Source organism: Acinetobacter sp. SM34, assembly GCF_022012365.1.
Lineage (GTDB): Bacteria > Pseudomonadota > Gammaproteobacteria > Pseudomonadales > Moraxellaceae > Acinetobacter.
Map to the genome: position 1 here is coordinate 1 of NZ_JAKLTP010000014.1, position 11,680 is coordinate 11,680.

12 protein-coding genes are annotated in these 11,680 nt (G+C 41.5%); 7 read left to right on the forward strand and 5 right to left on the reverse strand.

The annotated features are described in order from the left end of the window. On the forward strand, positions 1 to 499 hold a 499-nt coding region (locus LZZ98_RS12005), incomplete at its 5' end, for an FAD-dependent oxidoreductase (protein ID WP_237788042.1). Positions 500 to 735: 236 nt separating this feature from the next. On the opposite strand, the gene LZZ98_RS12010 is transcribed toward LZZ98_RS12005, so the two are convergent. From LZZ98_RS12010 to LZZ98_RS12020, 3 genes are all read right to left on the reverse strand, one after another. After that, positions 736 to 990, reverse strand: coding sequence for a YfhL family 4Fe-4S dicluster ferredoxin (locus LZZ98_RS12010; RefSeq protein ID WP_237788043.1), 255 nt, complete (start codon positions 988 to 990; stop codon positions 736 to 738). A 14-nt stretch (positions 991 to 1,004) separates the two neighbouring features. Continuing rightward, complete coding sequence (gene trhP / locus LZZ98_RS12015; protein WP_237788044.1) at positions 1,005 to 2,405, reverse strand: prephenate-dependent tRNA uridine(34) hydroxylase TrhP; 1,401 nt, start codon at positions 2,403 to 2,405, stop codon at positions 1,005 to 1,007. Between the two features lie 70 nt (positions 2,406 to 2,475). Beyond that, positions 2,476 to 2,904 (reverse strand): Cd(II)/Pb(II)-responsive transcriptional regulator, encoded by a 429-nt coding sequence (locus tag LZZ98_RS12020; RefSeq protein WP_237788045.1) that lies wholly within the window; start codon positions 2,902 to 2,904, stop codon positions 2,476 to 2,478. A gap of 82 nt (positions 2,905 to 2,986) precedes the next feature. Here LZZ98_RS12020 and LZZ98_RS12025 point away from each other — a divergent pair, with 82 nt between their 5' ends. Continuing rightward, positions 2,987 to 3,625, forward strand: a complete 639-nt coding sequence (locus tag LZZ98_RS12025; RefSeq protein ID WP_237788046.1) for a cation transporter — start codon at positions 2,987 to 2,989, stop codon at positions 3,623 to 3,625. Positions 3,626 to 4,264: 639 nt separating this feature from the next. Next, on the forward strand, positions 4,265 to 5,473 hold the full coding sequence (locus tag LZZ98_RS12030) for a reverse transcriptase domain-containing protein (protein WP_237788047.1): 1,209 nt from the start codon (positions 4,265 to 4,267) through the stop codon (positions 5,471 to 5,473). A gap of 51 nt (positions 5,474 to 5,524) precedes the next feature. Here the strand turns inward: LZZ98_RS12030 and LZZ98_RS12035 are convergent, their stop codons facing one another. Further along, positions 5,525 to 6,304, reverse strand: coding sequence for a ferredoxin--NADP reductase (locus LZZ98_RS12035; protein WP_086176364.1), 780 nt, complete (start codon positions 6,302 to 6,304; stop codon positions 5,525 to 5,527). Positions 6,305 to 6,409: 105 nt separating this feature from the next. Between LZZ98_RS12035 and tsaA the strand changes: the two genes are divergently transcribed. Beyond that, positions 6,410 to 7,120 carry a tRNA (N6-threonylcarbamoyladenosine(37)-N6)-methyltransferase TrmO gene (gene tsaA, locus LZZ98_RS12040; RefSeq protein ID WP_237788048.1) on the forward strand — a complete coding sequence of 237 codons (711 nt, stop codon included), beginning with the start codon at positions 6,410 to 6,412 and terminating at the stop codon, positions 7,118 to 7,120. A 29-nt stretch (positions 7,121 to 7,149) separates the two neighbouring features. Here the strand turns inward: tsaA and LZZ98_RS12045 are convergent, their stop codons facing one another. After that, positions 7,150 to 8,397, reverse strand: coding sequence for an MgtC/SapB family protein (locus LZZ98_RS12045; protein WP_237788049.1), 1,248 nt, complete (start codon positions 8,395 to 8,397; stop codon positions 7,150 to 7,152). Positions 8,398 to 8,657: 260 nt separating this feature from the next. Here LZZ98_RS12045 and LZZ98_RS12050 point away from each other — a divergent pair, with 260 nt between their 5' ends. From LZZ98_RS12050 to LZZ98_RS12060, 3 genes are all read left to right on the forward strand, one after another. Next, complete coding sequence (locus LZZ98_RS12050; RefSeq protein ID WP_237788050.1) at positions 8,658 to 10,415, forward strand: GspE/PulE family protein; 1,758 nt, start codon at positions 8,658 to 8,660, stop codon at positions 10,413 to 10,415. Between the two features lie 98 nt (positions 10,416 to 10,513). Further along, positions 10,514 to 10,876: a NirD/YgiW/YdeI family stress tolerance protein gene (locus LZZ98_RS12055; RefSeq protein WP_237788051.1), complete on the forward strand. Its 363-nt coding sequence runs from the start codon at positions 10,514 to 10,516 to the stop codon at positions 10,874 to 10,876. Between the two features lie 144 nt (positions 10,877 to 11,020). Continuing rightward, a complete protein-coding gene (locus LZZ98_RS12060; RefSeq protein WP_237788052.1) occupies positions 11,021 to 11,680 on the forward strand; it encodes a response regulator transcription factor in 660 nt (219 codons plus the stop codon).

Here is an 11,680-nt window from a genome sequence, read left to right on the forward strand (position 1 = left end):
ACGTGTTGCGGTGATTGGTGGCGGTAACTCGGGTGTGGAAGCCGCGATTGACCTGGCCGGGATTGTCGAGCATGTAACTTTGGTGGAGTTTGATACCAAACTGCGTGCCGATCAGGTCTTGCAGGACAAGCTCAACAGCTTGCTGAATACCACCGTGATCAAGAATGCGCTGTCGACTGAAGTGGTGGGTGACGGTTCACAGGTGACGGCACTGAAATACAAGGACCGTGCCACTGATGAAGAGCATACAGTTGAACTGGCGGGAATTTTTGTACAGATCGGCTTGTTGCCAAACACTGACTTCCTGAAAGATACAGCAGTTGAACTGACCAATCGTGGCGAGATCGTGATTAACGAGCGCAACGAAACCAACGTCAAGGGTGTGTTTGCTGCCGGTGACTGTACTACCGTGCCGTACAAGCAGATCATTATTGCCACCGGTGAAGGTGCCAAGGCATCGCTATCTGCCTTTGATTACATTATCCGTTCGGGACAGTAACTAAAAAAGCCAAAGTGGCTATGTACATTGACATAGACACTTTGGCTTTAGTTCCCCAAGTTTTTGTTTTACCCTGTTTATAGGAACTCAGCACGCTAACTCTGGGTTCCTTTTTTTATTATGACCATTTCCATGGTTATTCTGTTCTTCTGCATTTTTTGTTTTGCTTTTTTATTGTTCTTTCCCCAAGCTTTTTAAATTTAATTAAGCAAGTTATATGCCATTTTCAAATATTTTTAAGATTTTAATAAATTCAAGCTCTTAAACTTCTGCATCAATTGTTCTTGCGTTTCCACATGTTCAGGATGCGGAATAATGCACTCAATTGGACACACGGCTATACAGGTTTGGTGCTCATAAAAGCCGACACATTCTGTACAGCGCTTCACATCAATTTCATACACTTTATCGCCCTCATAAATGGCCTCATTTGGACATTCAGGCAAACACATATCGCAGTTGATACATTTATCGGTAATCAGTAAAGCCATCCTGATCTCTCAAACTAGATGGCTTGATAAGCCAAAGAAGATGCTGAAATATCTGCCGTTGAATTCGGCAAGTTGCGAATCAGCAGGGCATAGTTCATGTCAACATCTGCAGGGACAGGAATATCCACGACATAGCCTGAACCTTTGGCGTCTTCAATTAGATTACCTTTTTTATCTTTCATTTCTGTTAAAGTAAAAGTGATATTGCCTGAAGTGGTCATCAGCTCAAGCGAGTCACCCACCACAAAACGGTTTTTTACCTCAATCTTGATATAGTCACCGTTACGCTCTAATACTTCACCGACAAATTGCTGATGGTCAAAACGTGATGAACCTGTTTCATAGTTTTGATATTCAGTATGTACATGACGACGCAGGAAACCTTCCGTATAACCACGATTCGCCAAGCCTTCCAGCTGAGTCATCAGGGATGGATCAAACGGTTTGCCCTCTAGCGCATCATCAATCGCTTTACGGTAAATCTGGGCAGTACGCGCGCAGTAGAAATACGATTTAGTACGACCTTCAATTTTTAGGGAATGAATGCCCATTTTCGCTAAACGGTCGACATGCTGTACCGCTCGCAAGTCTTTGGAATTCATGAAGTAGGTGCCATGTTCGTCTTCTTCGGCTGCAAACATGTCTTCTTCATTGCGTTGTAATAAAACCGGCTCGCCAAATTGGTGTTGTTCTAGGGCATGTTGCTCATCGGCATCTTGGTTTTTGCAGCATGCTGATGATTCTTCAATTTGTTGAACTGGAATCACATCTCCAGTTTCATCTTCAGCTGCTTCGTGAATTTTATAATCCCAACGACAGGCGTTGGTGCATGCGCCTTGATTGGCATCACGTTTATTCATATAACCAGAAAGCAGGCAACGACCGGAATAAGCCATACATAATGCACCATGCACGAAAACTTCAATTTCCATGTCAGGAACATTATTTTTAATTTCTTCAATTTCTTCGATTGAAAGTTCACGTGACAGAATGACGCGAGTCAGACCCATATTTTTCCAGAATTTGACCGTTGCCCAGTTCACGGCATTGGCTTGTACAGACAGATGTACAGGCATGTCCGGAAAATGTTCACGCACCATCATAATCAGGCCAGGGTCAGACATAATCAGTGCATCTGGATTCATGGCAACCACGGGTTCCAGGTCACGAATGAAGTTTTTTAACTTGGAGTTATGCGGTTGAATATTCACCACCACATAGAATTTTTTGCCTAAAGCATGAGCCTCTTCAATGCCAATTGCCAGATTGTCATGATCAAAAGCATTGTTACGCACACGTAAACTATAACGTGGCTGACCTGCATATACCGCATCTGCACCATAGGCAAAGGCATAGCGCATGTTTTTTAAAGAGCCGGCAGGAGAGAGAAGTTCAGTAACGTGAGTAATGCTCATGAAAAAATAAAGGCATATAAAAGATATGGCTTAATTGTATGGATTTAAAAATTAGATTCAACCCAGTAAATTAGTTGGATATTTCCTTATTTTCGGCTTCGAGTTGTTTTAAAATCTGGCAACTGTCAATGGTTTTGGTGCTACTGCAAGAAGCACGTAGCTGGATGAGCTGTTGTTGGAATTTTTGTAATTCTATAATTTTATCAGTGACTTGTTCAATGTGTTGTTCAATCAGTTGATTCACGGCATGGCAGCTTTGCGAGGGCTGCTGTTCTAGTTCAAGCAATGCTTCAATCTCGCTGAGTGAAATATCGAGAGTTCGACAGCGTTTAATAAACATCAGTCGTTTGAATGTATTTTCATCATAATAGCGATAATTATTGTTGCCACGAAAGCTGGGTTGGAGCAGCTTCTTTTTCTCATAAAAACGGATCGTGTCCGTGCTGAGCTGAGTCTTATTGGCTAATTCTTTAATTAAATAATATTTAGGCGTATTCATACTTGACCTTGGAGTTACTCCATAGTTTTGAATAACAATAATACAAACAAGGTTTTAAATAAAGTCATAGAGGTAGTGAAAAATGGCATGTACTTGCAGTCATGAACCTGCACCGCAAAAGCCACATAGTAAATTTCGGACTGCTTTGTGGATTGCGCTCATTATTAATATTGTGATGTTTATTGTGGAATTGATTGGGGGAGCATATGCCCATTCCTCTGCACTTTGGGCAGATGCACTCGATTTCTTTGGTGATGCGGTGAATTATGGCATCTCACTTGCCATATTGGGCGCAAGCCTATACTGGCGTGCTACAGTGGCATTGTTAAAAGGCGTGACCATGGCACTGTTTGGTTTTGTGGTCATTGCAAAAGCACTCTATGCCTATGTACAAGGCATTCCGCCCGAAGCCATGACCATGGGGGCAATTGGTCTGCTTGCTTTAATTGCCAATGTCACTGCGGCAGTGGTTTTATATGCCTTCCGTGATGGTGACTCAAATATGCAGTCGGTCTGGCTGTGTAGCCGTAATGATGCGATTGGCAATGTCGCGGTGGTTTTAGCTGCGGTGGGTGTCTTTGGTACAGGGAGCATGTGGCCGGATATTGGGGTGGCAGTGATTATGGCGAGTTTAGGTTTAAGCGGTGGCTATCAGGTGATGAAGAAAGCATTGCAAGAGCGAGTTCAAAATAAAAATGCAAATGATTTTAAATATGATTGATTTATGTGCTTGAATTTTAAAAGCCTATCCCTAATATATAACCCAGATCTTTTCATGCTCTTACGAGCATAACATCGCACCTAGAGGGCGAGGACGCAGAAGTGTGTTCTTGGCACTTGGCAATGGCAACCGACAAGGTGTCATCGTTGAGTAAGACCACTAGGAAGCGATCTGATGCTTCTGTCATGGTAAAAACTTGGAAGCATACAGAATGTTTGAAATTTTGGAGTGTGAAAATGATCGAAAAAGTCCGACACTATTTAACAGATATTTTATTGTTGAGTTATTTGGTGCTGACAGTGTATGGTGGGATATGCGATGGTAATGTTTTGTTACTAATAACAGGCGCAACCTCTTGTATTTACACAATATCACAACATAAAGGACAGTTATTCTCCGATATAATAATATGGGGAATGTGTCTAAAAAGTGCACTGACTTTACATTGTGAGATAAAATCTCTAAATGCTATTTCGTGCATAACATCGCACCTAGAGGGCGAGGACGCAGAAGTGTGTTCTTGGCACTTGGCAATGGCAACCGACAAGGTACAATCGTTGAGTAAGACCACTAGGAAGCGATCTGATGCCACTCTAAAACTATGTGACCATGACCTTGCAAGAGCGTAGTAAGACGAGAATGAAATTCGATCAATTTTGTGAACAAGAATTTGATAATGTTTTGAGTAGCTTTAAAACCAAGATAGGAAAAAGAAAATCTTCTTGGAAATATCACTCAGATTATCAAACCGTTGAAAGCTACTACATTGAAAAAGATAAAAACAAATTAATTCTTCTTAATGCTATTAGAGCAAATAATTTTAAATTTGATCCTTTGACGCCTATTTTTATTCCAAAAGATAACTCCGGTGATTATCGTATGGTCTGTGTGCCATCAGTTAAGGATAGGCTTATTCAATTACTTTTCATTAAATATTTAGAAAAAATACATCCTTTAAAATTTAAAAAATTTTCCACTAATGATTTTGCATTAAAGGGGAATGGGGGTGTCAAGGCTGCTCATGACAAATTATCAAATCTAAGAAAATTGTATAAATTTGCATTAAAAACAGATATTTCTTCATTTTTTGATGAGTTGGATAGAAGTAAAGTTGTTGAATTATTTAAAGATAAAATCGATATTCCATATTTAGATAAAATTTTTAACGAAATAATTCATGCTGATCCCAATTTTAAGTTGCTTCAAGCAACATCTGAGGAAGAGTTTAATAAATTTTCGAGTATTATTAAGAAAAAAAGAGGGAGGGGAATTCGTCAAGGGATGCCTATAGCCTCATTATTAGCTTCATTTTATTTGCAGGATTTTGAAACAGTACTAAAAGATAAAGGTGTTGAATTTATAAGATATGCAGATGATTTAGTTGTATTTAGTAATACAGAGAAAGAAATTCAAGATCATTTTGAATTAATAAAAAGTGAATTATACAAAGTTAAATTATCTATTCCCGAAATTGGTATTGGAAAAACAGAGACTTATCGTCATAGTCAAACCTTGTTGTTTCTAGGGCTTGAATTAAAAAAAGTATCTAAAGAATTTAAATTATTTATTCCTAAAAAAGCTTTTCAAGATTTAAATACTAAGGTCATAAAGTTTCAGGGTTACAGAAATAATATTAAAGGCGGATTAAACTTTTATAAAACTTGTCAAAAAGTTGATCTAATATGTAATGGTTACTTAGCTTGCTATGAAAATGCTGCTAATTTAATGGAATTTAAAAAGTTTATACAAGAAAAAAAGATTTTTGTTTATAAGCGATTACTTGCACCAATAGGAGTCGATTATGCAAGTTTATCTGTTGAAAAGAAAAAATACTTCTTTAATGAATAAAAACCGAGGCATTAACCTCGGTCTTTAAAATGCGATATTTGCTATAGCATCTTATTTTTCAACGAATGCACGTTCAATCACGTAGTCGCCAAGTACACCCATTTTTGGAGATTCTTTTAAACCGTGTTGGTCAAGAAGTGCAGCAACGTCATCCAGGAATGCCGGGCTACCGCAAAGCATTGCACGGTCAGTTTCCGGATTGAAACGTGGTAAGCCGATTTTCTCGAACAATTGACCAGATTCAATGGCAGTGGTTACACGACCTTGAGTATGGAACTCTTCACGAGTTACAGTTGGGTAATAGACTAATTTTTCTTTAGCACCTAGTTCACCGAAGAACTCATGATTTGGAATTTCGTTTTCAATCAAGTCTTGGTAAGCCAATTCTGAAATGAAACGTGTGCCATGAACCACGATGATTTTTTCAAAACGTTCATAAGTTTCAGGATCGCGAATCACCGAAAGGAAAGGCGCAAGACCGGTACCTGAAGAAAGAAGGTACAAGTTTTTACCTGGGTTTAAATCGTCAAGAACCAAAGTGCCTGTCGGTTTACGTGATACCAGAATGTCGTCGCCAACTTTTACTTTTTGTAGAATAGAAGTTAAAGGACCATCTGGCACTTTAATAGAGAAAAACTCGAGTTCTTCTTCATAGTTAGCACTTGCAATTGAATAAGCGCGCATTAAAGGCTTACCATTCACTTCAAGACCGATCATCACAAATTGTCCGTTTTTAAAACGCAATGCAGTGTCACGAGTGGTTTTAAACGAGAATAAAGTGTCATTCCAGTGGTGGACGTGAGTAATCTTTTCGACGTTGAAAGCAGCCATTAAAGGTCTCAATAAGTTATCAAATTAGAACAGCTTACTATTCTAATCTAAAAACATTCTCGATAAACTGAATATATTTAATTGAACTTATCAGAAAAAGTGATTATGACTGAGCTTAAAATGCCAATAATCGGGTATATGAAATCGCCCTATAAGGAAAAATTTGGCATTCCACGACAACCCAATTTGGTACAGGTTGAGTCCTATATTGAAATGGTGGAACCTTATAATGATTTGCTGGCATTTGAGGGGATCGAGGAATTTAGTCATCTCTGGTTGTTGTGGCAGTTTCATGACAATAAAAATCAGCAGCAAAGTCAAAAGTTTAGACCACAAGTACGGCCGCCACGTTTGGGTGGCAATAAAAAAATCGGGGTATTTGCCACCCGCAGCATGTACCGTCCATCACCCCTTGGTTTATCTGTGGTTCAGCTGAAAGCAGTGAAGAAAGTGGGCAAGTCTGTACGTGTTTATGTGACGGGCAGCGACCTTCTGGATGGCACGCCTATCGTCGATATTAAGCCCTACATTCAATATTCAGATGCTGTAATCACGGCGAAAAGTGGCTATGCACAGGATGAGCCTGAACGAATGACGGTTATTTGGACAGAAGGTGCTGAGCAGAAAAAGCAGACTTTACTCAAGCACAATAAACTGACAGTGCAAATTGTAAATGAACTGGAACAGGTGCTGGCTTTGGATCCGCGTCCAGCTTATCAGGAAGATGCAGAGCGGGTATATGGCATGCTGTTTTCGGCAATCAATGTCAAATTTAAAGTGACTGAAAGAGGGGTCGAAATTCAGGAGCTGGAATAGTTGTTATACCAAGGACTATTTGCTCAAGGTCAAGCTTGTACCATCCACCACAGTACCGCAATTAAAACCAGCATATGCAGAATTTGTACCGGAGCAAAATAAAGTGCAAATTTTAATCCTCCGCTTATGGCTGCATTAATGGATTTAGAAACGGCATGGGCAGCCAGACCTAACATCATTGCATAGAGTAAACTGGTATTTGTAGGTTCACCTTGAACAACCACAGCTGCCGCAGCGGCATGAATTTCAAACAGTGAAGCCAAGAGTGTACCTGCAATTAAACCAGCATCACCGAGTAGGAGTTCAAGTCCATAAACGCCCGCCTGAATCAAGGTTAAAGTAACCGCAATGATGACCGCTTCTTTTAAGCTAAACATTGGACTATCTTCCGGTTCTGTTTCTTCGACAGGTTCCGCTTTATGTAAAAGCCAGTAAGCACAAAGCGCTAAAATTGCGATGGCAATGAGCGAGGGAAGTATCAGCAGTTTTAGCCAGGTTAAAGACACACCGCCGACCACAATGAAGAGCAGCACTAAAGTTGAAATGCATGACATCAGTGCTGCACCGGCATTGGAACGGGCATCGACTTCACCATTACGCACCTGCACGCCTAAATGTGCAATGGTTGCGGTACTGGAAACAAATCCGGAAGCGATTGAAGAAAGCATGAGTGCTTTCTTGCTTGAAAGTAAACGTTTGGCAATATGTGCCAATGCCTGAACAACCAGTATAATGGTCAGCAGTTTTAAAATAATATGCGGGTTGAGAACTGAGCCCCATAACGGGGTATTGGGAGTAAGCGGCAAGCCAATTAAAATCAGGGCCAGTAAAAATAAGCCATCTCTAAATTCTGCTCCGGTAATCCATTTTCCTGCAAAGCCATGAATCGAATGTTTCATCATTAAAATAACGGTCAGCACAACGGATAAACTTGCCGCCAGTGTGATATTCCAGATACATAATGCCCCAATAAAATAGGTCATGACAAAAGCCAGTTCTGTAGTGACCCCGGGATCTTGCAACTGGTTCTTCAGTGAAAAAATCCCGATACCGCCTACAATTAGCGCACCCATCACGCCAAAAATATGGCCAAAAGCAAAACACAGGGCACCCAATAAGGCACAAATGGTAAATGAACGAACTCCAGCAAAGCTGTGCTGATTTTCACGTTGCTTGCTACGCTCACGTTCCAGGCCAATCAGCAAGCCACAGCCTAATGCCGCTGCCATAATCATCAGCAATTCTTGAAAGGATGTCGTTTGAAGCGACAGATTCATTATATTATTCACAGGGTTCATTTACTCGATTGGGCATCTGCAAGTATGGTGGTTATTTCAGCAACACATGAAGCATTATTGGCCATAAATGGATGAAAGTAAAAGCATCTTGACGGGAAAACACGTTATAGTTTTGCTATAAACAATCTACAAAATAGCTTGGGGGGAAAATGGTCGGGGGATACTGTTTTTCTAAAAGCGATTTAAGTCAGATGAAATTTAGTTTGTTATAGTGTGGGTTGATTTTGGGGCTTAGAACAATGAATTTTAATTTTGAAATGGATACATCCTGGTGTCTGGAACAACTACAAAAAGATGGACGTATTACCGAACGTAACAAGCTGCTGATCCAAACCACACACCGTCAACGTGAGCAACTGAAATGGCATCCCTTGCAGTGGATCGCACATTTTAATCTGGTCGATCAGGCGCATCCACAATCGACCTTAACCTTAAACCGTTTGTGTCAGTGGATTGCAGACAAAGCCAATATCCCTTTTTATATCATTGACCCGTTAAAAGCAGATGTGCAGGCACTGACCAGTATCATGTCGCAAGAATTTGCCGTGCGTAATAAAATTCTGGCGGTTGAAATTCAGGCGGATCAAGTGCTAATCGCGACCGATCAACCGTTTAAAACGGAATGGGTGGCCAATCTTCAACATACGATTGCCCCGAAAAAAATTCAGCGTGTACTATTAAGCCCAGATCAGTTGCAGCGCTATCTGGTGGAATATTATCAGGTCAGCCGTGCGGTTAATTCATCGCAAAAATCCAGTGCCTATGACCGTGATAACAAAGGTGTAGAAGCACTGTTGCAACTGGGCGATACGCAAAATCCGGATGCCAATGATCAGCACATTGTCAAGCTGGTGGATTGGGTATTGCAGTTCGCTTTTGAGCAGGGGGCCAGTGATATTCATCTGGAGCCGCGTAAAGACACCGGTAAAGTGCGTTTCCGAATTGATGGGGTGTTGCATACCATTTATAAAATGCCCGCCAATACCCTGACCGCCGTGATCTCGCGGATTAAGATTTTGGGTCGCATGAATGTGGCGGAAAAACGCAAACCTCAGGATGGCCGCTTAAAAACCCGTACGCCTAAAGGACAGGAAACAGAGTTACGTCTATCCACTTTACCCACCGCCTTTGGTGAAAAAATGGTGATGCGTATTTTTGATCCTGAAGTATTGGTGCGCAGTTTTCAGCAGCTGGGTTTTGAAGGCAGTTTGCTCAATGATTGGCAAGCCCTAACTGCACATAGTCACGGCATTATTTTAGTTACCGGGCCGACCGGTTCAGGTAAAACCACGACGCTATATTCTTCGCTTAAACAGCTGGCAACAGAACAGGTCAATGTCTGTACCATTGAAGATCCGATCGAGATGCTGGAACCGAGCTTTAACCAGATGCAGGTGAATCAGGGCATTGATTTAGGTTTTGCCGATGGGGTACGTGCCCTGATGCGTCAAGACCCGGATATTATTATGGTCGGCGAGATTCGTGATCAGGATACCGCCAATATGGCCATTCAGGCGGCATTAACCGGTCACCTGGTGTTATCAACCTTACATACCAATGATGCACCATCGAGTCTGACCCGACTGCATGACCTGGGTGTGCAGCCATTTTTAACGTCAGCCACGATTTTAGGCGTGCTGGCACAGCGTCTGGTACGTAAACTTTGCCCGCATTGCAAACAAGAAAGCTTTATTAATGAGCAGGAATGGAAGCATTTAACCTTTGATTATACGATCGACATGCCAAACTTCTTATTTCAGGCTGTGGGATGTGAAGAATGTCGCCATACCGGCTATAAAGGGCGTGTCGGCATTTATGAGTTTATGCCTTTAAGTCTGGAGACAAAACAACTGATTGGTGCAGATGCGACTTTGAACCAGCTGCGTGATCAGGCCAAGAAAGAGGGGATTGAGCCGCTACGCATCGCAGGGGCGCGCAAAGTGCTGGCAGGGATGACCACTTTGGAAGAAGTGTTACGCGTTGTTCCACTGAATTGAAATACTGTTTGAAAATGAAGCTACCTTAAGATTCACCTCATCTTGATTTGTTTTAATCATGGTATCGAAATGAGCAACAACTTAATGAGGGTTTGAGCATGAACATGATTTCTAAAGCAGCTTTAATAACCGCCTTGGTCGGTGCAACAACATTCGCCGTGGCAAATACTGCGGTAAATCAAGCTGCAATTGCACCACAAAAAGCCACTACGGTTAAACAGGCTTTAACTTTAAAAGATGACAGCAAGGTACAGCTTAAAGGCTATGTGGTAAAAGCAATCGGGGATGAAAAATACCAGTTCCGTGATAATACCGGCACCATGACCGTCGAGATTGACGATGAGTTATGGCAAGGTAAACCCGTAAATGCCAAAACGCCAGTGACCATCATCGGTGAAGTTGACATCGATTACAAACCGGCTAAACGCGTTGAAATTGATGTGGATGCCATCCGTTTTTAAGTGATGCCATGATAGATCAAGATGTAAGAGATTCTTCCTGATTTCTCCCCAAAACCACATGCATGTCATGTGGTTTTTTTGCAATCATGTGGTTTAAAAAACTGTTATCTTAAACAAAAACATATCCAGACATGAGAACAAGACATGCGAATCTTAGTGGCAGAGGATGATGCTTCCCAAGCAGAAAGCATCAAAACATGGTTGGAAATGGATGGCTACAATATTGACTGGGTGGAACGTGGCGATCATGCCATTTTAGCCATTGAACAGCATCAGTATGACTGCATCCTGCTCGATCGTGGGCTACCCAAAGCCAGTGGCGATGACATTCTTAAAGCTCTACGTGCGCATCAGCAACAAACCCCTGTGATTTTTATTACCGCGCGGGACAGTATTCATGACCGTGTTGAAGGGCTGGATTTGGGTGCCAATGATTATCTGGTTAAGCCTTTTAGCTTGGAAGAACTTTCTGCGCGTGTACGTTCGCAATTACGCCAGCATCAAAGCAGTGCCGGACAATATCTGCGCTATGCAAATTTAGTCCTCGATCCACAGGCGAAGACACTTACCCAAGATGGTCAAACCATAAATTTAACTGCTAAAGAATTTCAGATTTTACATAAACTGATGCAAAAGCCGGAACATGTGATTACCCGTGAGCAGCTGGAGGAATCTCTCTATGCTTGGGGCGATGAAATAGAAAGCAATGCCATAGAAGTGTTTATCTATCAATTACGCAAGAAAATAGGCAGCCAATATATCAAGACCCTTCGTGGTTTGGGCTATCGCATGAGTCAGGGTTAG

Excerpts from the sequence above, each read along its gene's own strand:
- LZZ98_RS12010 (WP_237788043.1), bottom strand. The coding sequence starts at position 990 with ATGGCTTTACTGATTACCGATAAATGTATCAACTGCGATATGTGTTTG.
- trhP (WP_237788044.1), bottom strand. The coding sequence starts at position 2,405 with ATGAGCATTACTCACGTTACTGAACTTCTCTCTCCTGCCGGCTCTTTA.
- LZZ98_RS12020 (WP_237788045.1), bottom strand. The coding sequence starts at position 2,904 with ATGAATACGCCTAAATATTATTTAATTAAAGAATTAGCCAATAAGACT.
- LZZ98_RS12025 (WP_237788046.1), top strand. The coding sequence starts at position 2,987 with ATGGCATGTACTTGCAGTCATGAACCTGCACCGCAAAAGCCACATAGT.
- LZZ98_RS12030 (WP_237788047.1), top strand. The coding sequence starts at position 4,265 with ATGAAATTCGATCAATTTTGTGAACAAGAATTTGATAATGTTTTGAGT.
- LZZ98_RS12035 (WP_086176364.1), bottom strand. The coding sequence starts at position 6,304 with ATGGCTGCTTTCAACGTCGAAAAGATTACTCACGTCCACCACTGGAAT.
- tsaA (WP_237788048.1), top strand. The coding sequence starts at position 6,410 with ATGACTGAGCTTAAAATGCCAATAATCGGGTATATGAAATCGCCCTAT.
- LZZ98_RS12045 (WP_237788049.1), bottom strand. The coding sequence starts at position 8,397 with ATGAATCTGTCGCTTCAAACGACATCCTTTCAAGAATTGCTGATGATT.
- LZZ98_RS12050 (WP_237788050.1), top strand. The coding sequence starts at position 8,658 with ATGAATTTTAATTTTGAAATGGATACATCCTGGTGTCTGGAACAACTA.
- LZZ98_RS12055 (WP_237788051.1), top strand. The coding sequence starts at position 10,514 with ATGAACATGATTTCTAAAGCAGCTTTAATAACCGCCTTGGTCGGTGCA.
- LZZ98_RS12060 (WP_237788052.1), top strand. The coding sequence starts at position 11,021 with ATGCGAATCTTAGTGGCAGAGGATGATGCTTCCCAAGCAGAAAGCATC.